Origin of the sequence: Amylibacter sp. IMCC11727 (assembly GCF_029854195.1) — a bacterium.
Taxonomy (GTDB): domain Bacteria; phylum Pseudomonadota; class Alphaproteobacteria; order Rhodobacterales; family Rhodobacteraceae; genus Amylibacter.
Genome location: NZ_CP122960.1, coordinates 2,089,739 through 2,105,566, shown reverse-complemented (window position 1 = coordinate 2,105,566; position 15,828 = coordinate 2,089,739). Strand labels below are relative to the sequence as shown.

Genomic DNA, 15,828 nt, shown 5'->3' with positions numbered 1-15,828 from the left:
ACGACATAGGGCGCTGAGATTTCAGCGCCCTTTTTCTTTGAGTATTTTTAGAACAAAGAAGATGATGGTTTAGACCAGCATCGACATTGGTTTTTCGATGTAGCCTGACAGGGCCGCAAGGAATTCGGCACCGAGTGCGCCGTCGATGACGCGGTGATCCACAGACAGGGTGACAGACATTTTGGTGGCCGTGGCCAATGCCCCATCGCTGTTGACGATTGGCTGCTTTTGACCCGCCCCAACGGCGAGGATTGAGCCGTGCGGAGGGTTGATGACGGCATCAAAGTTTTCGATGCCCATCATGCCAAGGTTAGAAATTGCAAAGCTGCCGCCTTGGTATTCGTGCGGGGCCAGTTTGCGTTCTTTGGCCCGTGCGGCGAGGTCTTTCATTTCAGTAGAAATCACGGATAGTGGTTTGATTTCAGCGTCTTGGATCACAGGTGTGAACAGGCCACCGTCGATGGCCACAGCCACAGCCACATCGGATGCTTTCATCTGCAACAGGCGATCTCCTGCCCAGACGGCGTTACAGCCTGGTACATCTTGAAGGGCTTTGGCGCTGGCTTTGATGATGAAATCATTGACTGAGATTTTCACGCCGCTATCCGCGAGGCCAGCATTGATTTCGCTGCGGGTTTTCAACAACGCATCTAGCGTGATGGATCGGCGCAGATAGAAATGCGGGATGGTTTGTTTTGCTTCGGTCAGGCGTGCGGCGATGGTTTTGCGCATGCCGTTGAGGGAGATTTCCTCGTAGTCCCGCTCTGTGTACATCTTTTTGACGGTTTCGCTGTCTGCGGATGTGGCGAGCGCTGGGGCCGCTGGCGCGTCAGATTTTGCTGCCGCTGGTGTGTCGGTTGCCTGCGCGTTTTCAACATCTGCTTTGACGATTCGACCATGTGGGCCAGAGCCAGAGAGGGTGGAGAGATCGAGGCCTTTTTGCTCTGCAATGCGGCGCGCCAAGGGGGAGGCAAAGATGCGATTGCCGTCTTTCTTAGGGGCCGCTTTTGGGGTTGGTGCGGGGGCTGGCGCGTCTGCTTTTTCTTCTTTTGGGGCTTCTGACTTTGGGGCGTCGGCCTTGGGCGCAGAAGAAGAGTCTGCGGCGCTGGCGTCTTCGCCGTCTTCCAGAAGGACACAGATCGGCGTGTTCACTTTGACGCCTTCTGTGCCTTCTTCGATCAGGATTTTCCCAATCACACCGTCATCGACCGCTTCGAATTCCATCGTTGCCTTGTCAGTTTCAATCTCGGCTAGAAGATCACCGCTTTCGACGGTGTCGCCTTCTTTTACGAGCCATTTTGCGAGTGTGCCTTCTTCCATTGTCGGAGATAGGGCGGGCATGAGGATTTCTACGGGCATTTAAGCTATCCTATCTTTCTGGCCATTGGGTTGTCGGGTTTTGAAGTTCGGCTACGAAAAGCTGAAGCATTTCATCCAGAGCCGTTTGACGATCTTTGGCTTTTCCTGTGCGTGCATGAGCGAGGGCCAAGTGTTGAGCGAAATCGGCTAGCACCAATCCTGCCAATTTAGGGTCACCCAGACACTCGGTTCTTATGTTCACCACCAGAGGCTCATTTGCTACATAGTTTCCTTCGGCCGTAAAGAATGGTTTGTTCGCACAATCACCCGCTATGACTGCACTGCCTAGACAACTGAAAACGGCAATGGGTAAAATCATACGCATCATCGGTAAGTCACTGATTTCACGGCGTCTATCACCTCGGGTGTGGTGATAAGCGCGTGGCGTTCAAGGTTGGCGGCATAGGGCATTGGAACGTCCTTGCCTGTGCAATTGATGACGGGTGCGTCGAGGTAATCGAACGCTTCTTGCATCAAAACGGCGCTGATGTGGTTGCCGATGGAACAGACTGGGAAGCCTTCTTCGACTGTGACACAGCGGTTGGTTTTCTTCACCGATTCAATCACTGTTTCAGTATCCATCGGGCGCAAGGAGCGCAGGTCGATCACTTCGGCGTTGATGCCGTCTTCGGCGAGTTTATCTGCGGCTTCGAGCGCGTATTTCATCCCAATGCCAAAGGACACGATAGTGACGTCATCGCCCGCGCGGGCGATTTTGGCTTTGCCGATTGGCACGGTGAAATCTTCCATTTCGGGTACGTCACCCGATGTGCCGTAGAGGATTTCATTTTCAAGCACGATCACAGGGTTTGGATCGCGGATCGCGGATTTCATCAGGCCCTTATAATCAGCTGCGGTGTAGGGCATCACGACCTTCAGACCCGGAATTTGCGCATACCAGGCGGCGTAGTCTTGGGAGTGTTGTGCGCCAACGCGCGCGGCTGCGCCGTTGGGACCACGAAACACCATTGGGGCCCCCATCTGACCGCCAGACATATAAAGCGTTTTGGCAGCGGAGTTGAGGATCTGGTCAATGGCCTGCATGGCGAAGTTGAAGGTCATGAACTCCACGATGGGACGTAGACCTGCAAAAGCAGCGCCAGTGGCAACACCTGCAAAACCGTGTTCGGTGATGGGTGTGTCGATCACGCGGCGCGCGCCGAATTCTTCGAGCATGCCTTGGGACACTTTGTAAGCGCCTTGGTATTCGGCCACTTCTTCGCCCATCAGGAACACGTCATCAGAGGCGCGCATTTCTTCTGCCATAGCGTCGCGGATGGCTTCGCGGACGGTTTGCTTTTTGAAGGTGGTGCCTTCGGGGACTTCTTCCATGGCGGGTGCTTCGACCTTGGGCATGGCGGCATCTGGTGCAGCGGCGGCAGGTTGTGCCGAAGGTGCATCATCTGATTTTTCAGGTGCATCGGAGGCGTCATCTGCGGCGCTGGCGTCTTCGCCATCTTCCAGCAGCACAGCGATGGGGGTGTTTACTTTTACCTCTTCGGTGCCTTCTTCGATCAGGATTTTACCGATCACGCCTTCATCGACCGCTTCGAATTCCATCGTTGCTTTGTCTGTTTCGATTTCTGCCATGATGTCGCCAGAAGCAACAGTATCGCCTTCTTTGACGAGCCATTTGGCGAGTGTGCCTTCTTCCATTGTGGGCGAAAGGGCGGGCATGAGGATTTTGATAGCCATGTGTTTTGTCCTTACGCGTAAATGTCTGTGTAGAGTTCTTCGAGCGCGGGTTCTGGGCTCTCGGATGCGAAATCTGCGGCTTCGGAAACGATTTTCTTCACCTCTTTGTCGATGGCTTTCAGCTCATCCTCGGTGGCGTGTTTGCCTGTCACCAACATGTCGCGGATGTGGTCGATGGGATCGCGTTCCGCTTTCATTTTTTGCACTTCTTCGCGGGTGCGGTATTTTGCAGGGTCAGACATGGAATGACCACGGTAGCGGTATGTTTTCATTTCCAAAATATAGGGGCCCTTGCCAGAGCGGCAGTGTTTTACCGCCCGTTCGCCTGCTTCCTTAACGGCCAGAACATCCATGCCATCCACGGCTTCGCCAGGAATGCCAAAGGCAGCACCACGGGTGTAAAGTTCAGGTGTGGAAGAGCCACGTTGCAGGGATGTGCCCATGGCGTATTGGTTGTTTTCGATGACAAAAATGCAAGGCAGTTCCCAAAGGCTTGCCATGTTGAAGGTTTCGTAGACTTGGCCTTGGTTGGCGGCACCATCCCCGAAATAGGCAAAGGACACATTGTCGTTGCCGCGGTATTTGTTTGCGAATGCAAGGCCCGCGCCGAGAGGGACTTGGGCTGCCACGATGCCGTGGCCGCCGTAGAAGTTTTTCTCTTTGGAGAACATGTGCATAGAGCCGCCTTTTCCCTTTGAGTAGCCACCTTCGCGGCCTGTCAGCTCGGCCATCACGCCTTTTGGGTCCATGCCACAGGCCAACATATGGCCGTGATCGCGGTAGGATGTGATGCGTTGATCGCCTTTCTTCGCAGCGGCCTCTAGCCCGACGACAACAGCTTCTTGCCCAATGTAAAGATGACAGAACCCGCCAATCAAACCCATGCCGTATAACTGGCCTGCTTTTTCCTCAAACCGGCGGATCATCAACATCTCGCGGTAGTGGTTCATCAGCTCTTCGGCAGAGACATTGGCTTTCTTCGCCTTTTTCGCAGTGGCCATAGGGCAGGGCTCCAATATAGTTTAATATTAAACTATACTATACCTTAAGCCCATCCCGAGTGCACCCGTTTTTTTCAGAAGACGTTTCGAAGCCTATTCTGCTCGTAATTTCGCGAGGCAAAACTGATTAGATTTTCTTTGCAGCGGCTATCTTGCGCCTAATTTCATCGCACTTGTTGATTTGGCGGAAGTGTTTTGAACGCAGCTTTTTGTGCTCTGACTTTGTTGTGCGAAGGCGTCTGTCAGCAACTTTAGTGTCCTTACGGCTTTGCTTGTATTTGCCGTCCAAGCGTTTTGCTTCGCGGCTCGTCAGAATTTGGCGGTTCTGGAGTTTTGCACGGCCTTCGGTGGACAGTGGCTTGCCCTTTGCGTCGACTCCTTTCTTGAGTAGTTTGGTGTCTTTTTTTGCTAAGGCGGCTTGATTGTCACGCGCAGCTTTGATGTCTTTTTCGTTTTTTCGGGCGCGATTTAATTGTTGCGTATCAATTTTGATGGTTTTGTTTAGAGACGCGAGCTGTAATTCCATCTCTTTAACTTTAGTTATGCAGATGCGCAGATCGCTGTTTAGACTTTTGAGTTTTTGACTTGGGTCGAAGGGGGTCTTTTTGATCTCTTTTGGATCCTGACCGTCAGCGATAACTTGAGTTGGAGTTGAGAGATTGAATGCAATCAGCAGAGTTATCGCGATAGAATTTATAAGTACTTTGTTGCATATATTCAGTTTCATTTTGGAACCCTTTCAAAACGGCAGTATTCGAAAGTATTGATTTCATTATTACTTCATTTAAGTGCAATTGCAATTTTGACAGCAAAAAGGCCGCTGTCTTGGGGCAGCGGCCAGAATTTTTTGCACCTTGATAAACGTTCGGGGGTTATTGGATGATGATTTCATCCCCTCTTGCCATGCCGAGTACTCTGCGGGCCCGTTCGTCTAGTAAATCCAGATCCAAGTAAGTGTCTGATAGGCGTCGGGTCTTGTTTTCTAGCGTCGCACGTTCTGCATGGAGTTGTGCCAGTTGTACCTTCAAAGCTTCTTCGTCGGCTTCGATTTGCACACGGCGGAAGTGGCCATAGTCACCTTGAACGGCGGCAAAAACAAAATAGGCGATCAGTCCGATGGCTGTGATGAATAACATCACAGATCCGATTGCCGACCCAGTTTTTCCTTGCTGTAACACGATGCTCTGTCCTCATACCCGTTCTTTGTCGACGGGTTGAGATCACCGTACATCAAGTGATTCGTTTTGTGAATCCCTAAAACGAATCACTTGCAGATTTTTTGCTTTTTCCGCGCTAGCCTGCGTTTGAAGCGGCTGCGATGCTGTCGATTGTGGCGGCGATGGTCGCGTTGAATTCATCGTCCGTTTGACCCGCTGACAGGCCTTCGGTCAAAGCGCGGCTAAAGCTGGCGATCATGCCAGTGTTGGTGGACAGGCGGGCGTTGGCCTCGTCCCGGGAATAACCACCTGACAAAGCGACGACGCGCATAACCGCAGGGTGATCGACCAGCGGTTTGTAGAGGTTTTCAACCTCTGGCAGGGTCAGTTTGAGCATAACCTGCTGACCTTCGGGTAGGGCGTCGAGGTGACGGGTGAGGGCGGCAAGCAGCATCACCTCGGCTTCGGCCTTATCCACGATGGTGATGTTCACTTCGGGTTCGATGATCGGCATCAGGCCTTTGGCAGTGATCTGTGCGCCCACTTCGAATTGCTGGGCAACGATGGCCTCGATGCCTGCTTGGTTGGCTGCATCAATGACGGAACGCATTTTTGTGCCAAAAATGCCTGCGGCTACGGCGCGATCCAGAAGGGCATCAAGATCGGGCATGGGTTTCATCATTTTCACGCCGTTTGCGCCGTCTTCCAAACCTTTGTCCACCTTCAGGAATGGGACAACGCCGCGATCTTCCCACAGGAATGTGGCGGAGGGTTTGCCGTTGATTTCGCGGTCCATTGTCATTTCAAATAGGATGGCGCCGATAACCTTTTCTCCCGTAAATGCAGGGGCTTGGGCGATGCGCGCGCGCATCGCGTGGATCAGGTCGAACATCTCGGCATCGTTGGAATAGGCGTCTTCTGACACGCCGTAAAGGCCAAGCGCTTTGGGAGTGGAACCGCCGCTTTGATCAAGGGCTGCGATAAAGCCCGGGCCTGATTGCATTTGTTTTGTTTGTGCGGCGTTTGTCATGAGAATGTCCGTTCTGTGTTGTGTGGATTAGGCGCTGGCTTCGAGCGCGGCGACACCTGGGAGGGTTTTGCCTTCGAGCCATTCGAGGAAAGCCCCGCCAGCAGTGGAAATATAGGTGAAATCGTCGGCCGCACCTGATGTGTTGAGTGCCGCAACAGTGTCACCACCGCCAGCGACGGAGCGGAGTTTACCTGCTTTGGACAGCTGTGCTGCGTGCAAAGCGGCGGCATCTGTGGCGGTGTTAAAGGGTTCAATTTCAAACGCCCCCAGTGGACCGTTCCAGACGAGTGTTTTGGCCGCATCCAGTACAGATTTGATCCGTGCGATGCTGTCTGGTCCTGCGTCAAGGATCATCACGTCATCGGGGCAAGCGGATGCGGCGTGTGTTGTGTGGGGCGCATTGGCAGCAAATTCGGTGGCAGATACAACATCTGTTGGCAGGATCAGTTCGCAGTTTCCTGCGGTGGCTGCAGCCATGATGTCGCGTGCCGTGTCCAAAAGATCATGTTCGCAGAGGGATTTGCCAACGGGGTGGCCTTGGGCCGCGAGGAATGTGTTGGCCATGCCGCCGCCGATGATGATTTGATCGACTTTGGGGATCAGATTGCCAAGCAGATCAATCTTGGTAGAGACTTTGGCCCCGCCAACCACGGCAACAACGGGGTGTTCTGGTTTGGACAGCGCGTTTTCTAGTGCTTCGAGTTCGGCTTGCATCAAACGACCCGCGCAAGAGGGCAGGTGTTCGGCCACGCCTGCGGTGGACGCATGGGCGCGGTGCGCCGCGGAAAACGCATCGTTGCAGTAGATATCGCCAAGGGTGGCGAGAAAACCTGCCATTTTGGGATCGTTTTCGGTTTCCATCGCGGAAAAACGGGTGTTTTCCACAAGAATGATAGCATCCTTCGCCTGTGCATCAATAAAGTCGCGGGATGGGCGTTCGACGAATACAACGTCTTGGCCAAAATGCTCGGACAAGGCGGGAACCAACTGCGACAAGGACAATTCTGGGACAACTTGGCCCTTTGGGCGGCCAAAGTGGGCCAGCAAAACAACGGAACCGCCAGACGCGATGATGTGTTTCACAGTTGGTACAATCCGTTCTATGCGTGTGGTGTCTGTGACAATGCCATCTTTCATCGGAACGTTGATGTCCACGCGCGTCAGCACCCGTTTACCCGACAGATCAAACGCGTCCAGTGTCTTCCAAGTCATACAAATTTCCTATCGCCAGAAGGCTATCCAATCAATCAAGCGGAGCAATTGCTTGCCCCACAAGATTATGTATTCCGCGTCATTGACGCGCCAGTCGAACACGACCAATCCAAGGATACACAGACCAAGAATGACTGCGACTGAATTGTTCATGTGGCGTGCTACCCGTGCTGGTGACGGGCAGGACCCATCAGATAAGTTTGCCCATTGCTACCGCTGTGTCGGCCATACGGCAAGAGAAACCCCATTCATTGTCGTACCAAGACAGGATGCGCACAAGGTTTCCGCCCATTACTGTGGTCTGGAGGGACGCAAAGTTAGAAGAATGCGTGTTGTGTGTATAGTCGATGGAAACGGTGGGTTCATCTACGTATTCCACGATGCCCGCCATGCTGTCTTTGGCGGCGGCGCGCACGGCACCGTTGATTTCTTCAACGGATGTGGGGCGTGTTGGGATGAAGTTCAGATCAATGGCGGATACGTTCGGTGTTGGAACGCGGATCGCGGACCCATCGAGACGGCCAGCCAGCTCTGGCATAACGAGGCCAACGGCCTTGGCTGCGCCTGTTGTTGTTGGGATCATGGACATGGCGGCTGCGCGGGCGCGATAGAGATCCTTGTGACGACGATCAAGAGTTGGCTGATCGCCTGTGTATGCGTGGATCGTTGTCATGAAACCTTTGTCGATGCCGATTGCATCATTGAGGATTTTCGCGATCGGGGCCAAGCAGTTGGTTGTGCAAGAAGCGTTGGACACCACAAGGTCGTCTTCGGTCAAGGCGTTGTGGTTTACACCGTAAACAACTGTTTTGTCGGCATTCTTAGCAGGTGCTGAGACCAGAACGCGTTTCGCGCCACGCTCCAAGTGGATTTGCGAGCCTTCTTTGGAGTTGAATTTGCCTGAGCATTCCAAAACGATGTCGACACCTTCCCAATCCAGTTCGGTCGGGTCGTAGGTGGAGAACATGCGCATTGGGCCTTGGCCCACATCCATAGTATCGCCCGCCACTTTGATGTCGCCTTGGAACCGACCATGTACACTGTCGTATTTCAGCAGGTGCGCGGTGGTTTCGATGGGGCCAGTTGCGTTCATGGCGACGACTTGGATGTCGTCACGTCCGCTTTCGATGATGTGGGACAGAGTGGAGCGACCGATGCGGCCAAAACCGTTGATACCAACCTTGAGAACCATTTTTATATCCTTAGCAAAGAAAGACGCAGAGATGCGCACGTGATTGGGACACCGCCTAAACGCAAGACGCCCGAATGGAAACCATCGGGCGTCTGTTTAGGTGCGTATGTTAACGTTAAAGCGGGATGTTAACGTTAAAGAAGGTTCTTCACGCGCTCTGCCACGGCATCGGCGGTGATGCCAAAGTTGGCGTAGAGCTCTTCTGCTGGGGCGGAGGCGCCAAAGCTGTCCATGCCGACAAAGTCTGCTTTGTTGGCTTTGCCGCGTTCCCCAGTGAGCCATTTGTCCCAACCCATGCGAACGGCGGCTTCGACGCCAACGCGGACAGGGCCAGGGGGCAGGATTTTGCGACGGTAGCTTTCGTCTTGTTCTTCGAACAATTCCCAGCACGGCATGGAGACAACACGTGTGCCGATGCCGATAGCTTGCAGTTTTTCGCGGGCTTCGAGTGCGATTTCCACTTCGGAGCCTGTGGCCATAATGATCGCTTGGCGTTTGCCTTCGCTTTCAGCCAGAACATAGGCCCCTTGGGCGGTGAGGTTCTTGTTTGTGTGCTTGGTGCGCACTGTGGCGACACCCTGACGTGTCAAAGACAAAACAGAAGGTGTTTTCTTCGACGACATGGCGATTTCCCAGCTTTCCGCCGTTTCCACCGTATCCGCAGGGCGGAACACGTAGGTGTTTGGTGTGGCGCGTGAAATGGCCAGATGTTCCACCGGCTGGTGGGTTGGGCCATCTTCGCCAAGGCCGATGCTGTCGTGGGTCATCACAAAAACCGTTGGGATTTGCATCAGGGCCGCCAAACGCATGGATGGGCGCGCATAATCGGTGAAACACATGAATGTGCCGCCGTATGGGCGTACGCCGCCGTGCAGAGCCATGCCGTTCATCGCTGCGGCCATACCGTGTTCACGGATGCCGTAGGCCACATGGCGGCCTTTGCGGTTGTCATCGTCAAACCAGCCCAAACCTTCGGTCAGGGTATTGTTCGACCCCGTCAGGTCCGCAGAACCACCCATGGTTTCTTTCATGATCGGGTTGATCACTTCGAGTGCCATTTGGGACGAGGCGCGCGTGGCTTTTTTGGGCTGCTCTTCTGAGACCTTGCGTTTCAGTTGTTTGATCACAGCGGAAAGGCGTTTGTGCGGTTCCCCTGCGATAACACGGTGGAAATCGGCTTGGCGGTTTTCGGACAGGCCTGCCATACGCTCTTCCCATGCTTCACGCTCGGCTGCGCCGCGTGAGCCGATGGCTTCCCAAGCGGATTTTACATCTGCGGGGATTTCAAAAGCAGGGTAGGGCCAATCAAAATATTCACGCATCTGTTTCAGTTGATCGTCTTTGATCGCGTAACCGTGGCCTTTGTTTGTATTGGCAACACCTTCAACGCCAACAGCGATGGTGGTTTTGCAGGCAATCATAGATGGTGTGTTGGTTTTCTTGGCGGCAGTAATCGCCTCGTCGATTGCAACAGGGTCGTGTCCATCGCATTCAAACACGGACCAGCCAGCAGCCTTGAACCGTTTTTGTTGGTCGGTGACGTCAGAGATGGAGATTTCCCCGTCTATGGAGATGTTGTTGTCATCCCAAAGTACGATCAATTTGCCGAGTTTTTGTTTGCCAGCGAGGCCGATAGCTTCGTGGCTGACACCTTCCATCAAGCAGCCGTCGCCCGCGATCACATAGGTGTGGTGATCCACAACTTTTTTAGAGTAGCGCGCCATCATGGATTGTTCGGCCATTGCCATACCAACCGCATTTGCGATGCCTTGGCCAAGCGGACCTGTTGTGGTTTCGATGCCTTTGGCGTGGCCGTATTCAGGGTGGCCCGCTGTTTTCGCGCCCCACTGACGGAAGTTGCGGATTTCATCCATGGTCATGTCTTCGTAACCTGTCAGGTGCAACAGGCCGTAGATGAGCATGGAGCCGTGACCCGCGGACAGGATGAAACGGTCGCGATCTGGCCAATCAGGGTTTTTGGCATCAAATTTCAGGTGCTTTTCAAACAACACGGTCGCAACGTCTGCCATGCCGATGGGCATGCCTTGGTGGCCAGATGCGGCAGCATGAACGGCGTCAGCGGCCAAAATTCGCAGAGCAGCGGCGTTTTTCCAGTGTTGCGGGTGATCTTTTTTCAGGTTTGAAATATCCACGAAAAGCCCTTTCTTGGGGTGATACGCATGGTGAAAGATGGGCCTGTGATACCAACTCAGATAAGGGGGTCAAGCGGATCAAAGCCGTTTACATCAGCTTTCTTTTGCAGCAATTTGTTTTTACAGTAAGAAAATGATCATAATGGTATCAGAAAATTGATTCGACAGCGGCGCTTTGCGGCAAGACGGACGAGCAGTGGGTGAAACGATGACACAATTTCCAAAAATTCAAGCGCGGTTGGATGCAGCGCTGAAAACGATCGAAGGGGCCAGCGCAGGTGGTGCAGACCCTGAAGACGTGAAAAAGCTGGCCGATCAGGTGGCGAGCGCAGAAAAAGATGCAGCAGCGGCCAAAGAAGAGGCGGCTTCTGCAGCGAAGGCGTTGAAAAAGGCACGTCAGCGTGTGGATGCGCTGGAAAAAGAATTGGCGCAAAAGGACGAAGGTGCGGATGCGCAGCGCACGGCCATGGTAAAGCAGATTGATGCGCTGGATAAGGCGCGCGCGGCTGTTGATGCGGAATTGGACAAAACGCGTCAATACAACAAGCATCTGAAAAAGATGAACGCAAGTTTGCGCAAAGCAAACGAAAGCAATGTGGGGGATCCCGATTTGATCAACCAATCATTGGAAGCGGAATTGGAACAAATCAAAGCACAGCGGGACGTTGATCTGGAAGAGGTCAATGGCATTCTTGCCCGACTGACACCGCTGGTGGAGGGCGCGTAAGATGGCTGAAGTAAAAGTAACAATCGGTGGCCGTGAATTCGAAGTGGCCTGTCGCGATGGCGAAGAGCATTTCTTGCAGTCTGCCGCTGGGATGCTCGACAATGAAGCGGGCGCGCTGAATGAAGCACTGGGTCGGATGCCTGAAACACGGATGTTGTTGATGGCAGGTTTGATGCTGGCGGATAAAACGGCGAGCCTTGAGGATCAGTTAAAAGCAAATGGGGCTGCGGGTGCGGACAGTTCTGGTGCGGCCAAGCGGGCCAATAAAGCAGAAAAGCAACTGAACGCAGCGCAAGAGCAATTGGCCGAAGTCAAAGCAGAGTTGGCCGAAGTGCAAGCGGCGGCCAAAGATGCGGCAGAGGCTCGTGATGCGGCTGTGGCGCAAATGAAAAACATGGTTGCGCAGGTTGAAAGCGCGGCGGATGCCATAAAAAAGGCTGGATAAACCAGCCTTTTCAATCAGTTATGACGCGATTGTATTGCGATGATTAGCTGTTTGCTTCGCGAATTTTATCAGCGGCGTCTTTGTCAAAAGAGACGCCGTTTTCTGTGAACAGTGTGTCGAGTTCCCCTGACAGGGTCATTTCGGTGATGATGTCGCAGCCACCCACAAATTCGCCTTTGACGTAAAGCTGTGGAATTGTAGGCCAATCTGAGAAGTCTTTGATGCCTTGGCGGATGCTGTCGTCAGCCAGCACGTTTACATCGGAAAACTGCACGCCCATATAGTTTAGAACGCCAGCCACACGCGAAGAAAACCCGCATTGTGGCATAGAGGCGGTGCCCTTCATGAACAACACAACGTCGTTGTTTGTGATCGTGTCTTGGATTTGTGCATTTGCATCAGTCATTTCGATATCCTTTTCGGGGTGGGCCGTTTCGCCCAACGTTGCCTGTTGATATATCAAGGGGTGCGCAGATTACAATGGGGCTGGCTTATCTGCCGCGAGGTACAAAAATCCGCGCGTATTCATCTGGGTCTTTGGTTACGAAGTAAGAGTGTGAATGCCCTGCTTCGGAGGTGCTGGAATGGATTGCGCTGTGGTTTGATCGCTGCGCATGCGTTTTTTCCCACGCATCGCCGCGCATTTTAGAACGCACCAGAAGCGCCCAGATCAGGGCGGTGATTAGCAGAAGTCCGCCCAGAAAAGTCATTGCTGATTATCGTTTTGTTGATCCCGTTTTACGGCGGCGCGCAAGCGTAGGGACATAACGATGATGGCGATCACCAGAAGCGGGATCAGAACCAGGATAAATGCGATGAGAGTCGCATCTGTCATTCAGGAGCCTTGGTCGTGAGGGCCAGTGCGTGCAATTCCCCAGAAGGGCCGTCCATTTTACCCTTTAGTGCGGCGTAAACCATACGCTGTTGAGCCACGCGGTTTTTGCCCCGAAACTCTTCAGCGATGATTTGGGCCGCCATGTGAACACCATCATCCCCTTGGACCGTGATATCAGCGTCAGGGAAGGTTTCGCGCAGCAAGGCTTCGATTTCAGGGGCGGACATTGGCATTTCGAATTCCTTTGTGGTGTTAAGCAACTGCTTTGGGCAGGCCCGTGGTAAAGGCATCGCGCAGATCGGACATGGCAACCTTGGCTGCGCCTAATTCTAGCGTATCACCTGTGGCTGTGCCAATCACTTGTGCGGGAACGCCTGCTGTTTGAGCGGCGGCCAGCACGGCATCAGGGGTGGCGGTTGCGATCAGGTAACGGGCCTGATCTTCGCCAAAGAACCAGCCTGTGTCGCCGTCTTTGAGGGCCATGCCGATATTGCCTGCAAGCGCCATGTCAGCCGCCGCGAGTGCGAGGCCACCATCAGAGAGGTCATGGGCAGCAGTGATGGATTTATCAGATTGTAACGCACGTACCAATTCACCAGCGGCCCATTCCGCCTTGAGGTCCACATGGGGGGCATCGCCGTCTTCGCGATTGAACAGTTCTTTCAATAGGGCGGATTGGCCGAGGTGGCCCGTGGTTTCACCCAGCAGGACAAGGCTGTCGCCGTCGTTCGGGGCGGTGCCAATCAATTGATCAAGGTCGGTCATCAAACCGACGGCGCCGATGGTTGGAGTGGGCAGGATGCCTGTGCCATCTGTTTCGTTGTAAAGGGACACGTTGCCAGACACGATGGGCATGTCGAGTGCGGACACCGCATCACCGATACCTTTGATACAACCAACGAATTGGCCCATGATTTCTGGCTTTTCTGGATTGCCAAAGTTCATGTTGTCAGTTGTGGCCAGCGGTTTAGCCCCTGTCGCGCAAAGATTGCGGTAGGCTTCGGCAACGGCTTGTTTGCCGCCTTCAAACGGGTTTGCTTTGCAGTAGCGCGGCGTCACATCAGAGGTGAAGGCCAATGCCTTTGGGGTTCCGTGAACCCGCACGACACCCGCGTCGAGACCTGGCCGTTTGACCGTGTCGGCCATGACCATCGTGTCGTATTGTTCGTAAACCCAAGCGCGAGACGCGTAGTTTGGGGAGGATGCGAGTGCGAGGAGGGCTTCGCCCGCGTCCACACTTGGGGCATCTGTTAGGGCAGCTGCTTGGGGTGTTTCGACCCACGGGCGGTCGTATTCTGGTGCGGTTCCTGACAGAGCCTTGAGCGGCAGGTCTGCTTTGACTTCGCCGTTGTGCATTATGAGGAAGCGATCTTCGGCGATGGTTTCACCGACGATAGCAAAGTCGAGGTCCCACTTGTCAAAAACCGCTTTTGCTTCGGCTTCAAGTTCGGGTTTCAGCACCATCAACATGCGTTCTTGGGATTCAGACAGCATCATTTCATAGGCTGTCATGTTGTCTTCGCGGATTGGCACATCTTCAAGGTTAAGGCGCACGCCAAGATCACCTTTGTCGCCCATTTCAACGGCGGAGCAGGTCAGGCCAGCCGCGCCCATGTCTTGGATGGAGATCACAGCGCCTGTTGCCATCAGCTCGAGCGTGGCTTCCATAAGGCGTTTTTCAGTGAAGGGATCACCAACCTGAACGGTTGGGCGTTTTTCTTCGATTGTTTCGTCAAATTCCGCAGACGCCATTGTTGCGCCGCCCACACCGTCGCGGCCCGTTTTTGCGCCAAGATACACCACGGGCATACCAACACCAGAAGCGGCGGAATAGAAGATCGCGTCTGTATCGGCGAGGCCTGCTGCGAACGCGTTTACAAGGCAGTTGCCGTTGTAGGCTTCGTGAAAGCGCAGTTCTCCGCCCACAGTTGGGACGCCAAAACAGTTGCCGTATCCGCCAACGCCTTCGACTACACCTGCGACAAGGGATTTTGTTTTTGGGTGGCTGACTTCGCCAAAGGACAGGGAGTTCATGGCCGCAATCGGGCGTGCGCCCATGGTGAATACATCGCGTAGGATGCCACCAACCCCTGTAGCGGCCCCTTGGTAGGGTTCGATGTAGGAGGGGTGGTTGTGGCTTTCCATTTTAAAGACAACACATTGGCCATCGCCAATGTCCACGATGCCCGCGTTTTCGCCAGGGCCGCAAATCACTTGGGGGCCTTCGGTGGGCAAGGTGCGCAGCCATTTTTTGGAAGATTTGTACGAACAGTGTTCGTTCCACATGGCCGAAAAGATGCCGAGTTCTGTAAACGTGGGTTCGCGACCAATGATATCAAGGATCATTTGGTATTCATCGGGCTTTAGTCCGTGATCAGCGATGAGTTTGTCGGTGATTGCTGGTTCGGTCATGAAAATAGCCCCCAAAGCGAATGGATTTGGGCGTGTCATACTGGAAGGGGAACCGGCGCGAAAGGGTGTGGAGCGGACCTTTCATAAGTTTTTTCATTTTTTTTCACCCGAGGTGTCGATTTGGACGAACGCCGTTCGTCTTTAGTGGGAAGACCAACAAGATGGAGATGAAAATGGACCTTCAAATAACAGCATTGAGCGCGGCGGTTTTGGCCATCGTTTTTCTGGTTTTAACCTTTGGCGTTATCAAAGCGCGCACTGCGGCAGGGATTTCAATCCTGCATGGGGATGACATGTCATTGGCCTTGAAAATGCGGGTGCATGGGAATTTTGCGGAATTTGTACCCCTTGCGTTGATCCTGATGGCATTGGCGGAGAATGCAGGGGGAAACAAAACGGCCCTGAGCGTGGCCGCCATGATTTTGGTGATATCGCGCATCATTTTGCCCTTTGGCCTAAAGGTCGAAAACATGACGCATCCTGTGCGGATTGCGGGCAATATCGGCACGCATTTGGCGATGTTGATTTGTGTGGTCCTGATTGGCCTGACGCAATTCGCCTGAACACTCAACAGTTGCAAACCGATCCGATTTTGGATCACACTTAACCC

The 15,828-nt window shown here is 53.6% G+C and carries 18 protein-coding genes; 3 read left to right on the top strand and 15 right to left on the bottom strand.

The window, feature by feature from the left end:
- Positions 1-69: 69 nt before the first annotated feature.
- The 10 genes from QBD29_RS10620 to tkt form a co-directional block, all read right to left on the bottom strand.
- Positions 70-1,359, bottom strand: a complete 1,290-nt coding sequence (locus QBD29_RS10620) for a pyruvate dehydrogenase complex dihydrolipoamide acetyltransferase (protein ID WP_280098070.1) — start codon at positions 1,357-1,359, stop codon at positions 70-72.
- Positions 1,360-1,369: 10 nt separating this feature from the next.
- On the bottom strand, positions 1,370-1,687 hold the full coding sequence (locus QBD29_RS10615; RefSeq protein ID WP_280098069.1) for a DUF5076 domain-containing protein: 318 nt from the start codon (positions 1,685-1,687) through the stop codon (positions 1,370-1,372).
- On the bottom strand, positions 1,684-3,054 hold the full coding sequence (locus QBD29_RS10610; RefSeq protein WP_280098068.1) for a pyruvate dehydrogenase complex E1 component subunit beta: 1,371 nt from the start codon (positions 3,052-3,054) through the stop codon (positions 1,684-1,686). Before QBD29_RS10610 ends, QBD29_RS10615 begins: the two co-directional genes overlap by 4 nt.
- A gap of 11 nt (positions 3,055-3,065) precedes the next feature.
- Positions 3,066-4,055 (bottom strand): pyruvate dehydrogenase (acetyl-transferring) E1 component subunit alpha, encoded by a 990-nt coding sequence (gene pdhA / locus QBD29_RS10605; RefSeq protein ID WP_280098067.1) that lies wholly within the window; start codon positions 4,053-4,055, stop codon positions 3,066-3,068.
- A gap of 127 nt (positions 4,056-4,182) precedes the next feature.
- The gene (locus tag QBD29_RS10600; protein WP_280098066.1) at positions 4,183-4,782 is read right to left on the bottom strand and encodes a hypothetical protein; all 600 of its coding nucleotides are present in this window, start codon (positions 4,780-4,782) and stop codon (positions 4,183-4,185) included.
- A 145-nt stretch (positions 4,783-4,927) separates the two neighbouring features.
- Complete coding sequence (locus QBD29_RS10595; RefSeq protein WP_280098065.1) at positions 4,928-5,191, bottom strand: septum formation initiator family protein; 264 nt, start codon at positions 5,189-5,191, stop codon at positions 4,928-4,930.
- 157 nt (positions 5,192-5,348) lie between these two features.
- On the bottom strand, positions 5,349-6,242 hold the full coding sequence (locus QBD29_RS10590) for a fructose bisphosphate aldolase (protein WP_280098064.1): 894 nt from the start codon (positions 6,240-6,242) through the stop codon (positions 5,349-5,351).
- Positions 6,243-6,269: 27 nt separating this feature from the next.
- Positions 6,270-7,454, bottom strand: a complete 1,185-nt coding sequence (locus tag QBD29_RS10585) for a phosphoglycerate kinase (protein WP_280098063.1) — start codon at positions 7,452-7,454, stop codon at positions 6,270-6,272.
- A gap of 190 nt (positions 7,455-7,644) precedes the next feature.
- Positions 7,645-8,646, bottom strand: a complete 1,002-nt coding sequence (gap, locus tag QBD29_RS10580) for a type I glyceraldehyde-3-phosphate dehydrogenase (protein WP_280098062.1) — start codon at positions 8,644-8,646, stop codon at positions 7,645-7,647.
- Between the two features lie 134 nt (positions 8,647-8,780).
- Positions 8,781-10,799 carry a transketolase gene (gene tkt, locus QBD29_RS10575; RefSeq protein WP_280098061.1) on the bottom strand — a complete coding sequence of 673 codons (2,019 nt, stop codon included), beginning with the start codon at positions 10,797-10,799 and terminating at the stop codon, positions 8,781-8,783.
- Positions 10,800-11,007: 208 nt separating this feature from the next.
- Here tkt and QBD29_RS10570 point away from each other — a divergent pair, with 208 nt between their 5' ends.
- Complete coding sequence (locus QBD29_RS10570) at positions 11,008-11,526, top strand: hypothetical protein (RefSeq protein ID WP_280098060.1); 519 nt, start codon at positions 11,008-11,010, stop codon at positions 11,524-11,526.
- A 1-nt stretch (position 11,527) separates the two neighbouring features.
- Entirely contained in the window at positions 11,528-11,971 is a 444-nt protein-coding gene (locus tag QBD29_RS10565; protein ID WP_280098059.1) for a cell division protein ZapA, read from the top strand.
- A 43-nt stretch (positions 11,972-12,014) separates the two neighbouring features.
- On the opposite strand, the gene grxD is transcribed toward QBD29_RS10565, so the two are convergent.
- The 5 genes from grxD to purL form a co-directional block, all read right to left on the bottom strand.
- Positions 12,015-12,377 (bottom strand): Grx4 family monothiol glutaredoxin, encoded by a 363-nt coding sequence (grxD, locus tag QBD29_RS10560; RefSeq protein ID WP_280098058.1) that lies wholly within the window; start codon positions 12,375-12,377, stop codon positions 12,015-12,017.
- An 85-nt stretch (positions 12,378-12,462) separates the two neighbouring features.
- Positions 12,463-12,681, bottom strand: coding sequence for a hypothetical protein (locus QBD29_RS10555; protein ID WP_280098057.1), 219 nt, complete (start codon positions 12,679-12,681; stop codon positions 12,463-12,465).
- Positions 12,678-12,806, bottom strand: coding sequence for a hypothetical protein (locus QBD29_RS10550; RefSeq protein WP_280098056.1), 129 nt, complete (start codon positions 12,804-12,806; stop codon positions 12,678-12,680). The genes QBD29_RS10555 and QBD29_RS10550 overlap by 4 nt, the downstream gene beginning before the upstream one ends.
- Positions 12,803-13,039, bottom strand: coding sequence for a BolA/IbaG family iron-sulfur metabolism protein (locus tag QBD29_RS10545; RefSeq protein WP_280098055.1), 237 nt, complete (start codon positions 13,037-13,039; stop codon positions 12,803-12,805). The genes QBD29_RS10550 and QBD29_RS10545 overlap by 4 nt, the downstream gene beginning before the upstream one ends.
- A gap of 19 nt (positions 13,040-13,058) precedes the next feature.
- A complete protein-coding gene (purL, locus tag QBD29_RS10540; protein ID WP_280098054.1) occupies positions 13,059-15,218 on the bottom strand; it encodes a phosphoribosylformylglycinamidine synthase subunit PurL in 2,160 nt (719 codons plus the stop codon).
- Positions 15,219-15,391: 173 nt separating this feature from the next.
- On the opposite strand from purL, the gene QBD29_RS10535 reads away from it, so the two are divergent.
- Positions 15,392-15,781, top strand: a complete 390-nt coding sequence (locus tag QBD29_RS10535; RefSeq protein WP_280098053.1) for an MAPEG family protein — start codon at positions 15,392-15,394, stop codon at positions 15,779-15,781.
- Positions 15,782-15,828 lie beyond the last annotated feature (47 nt).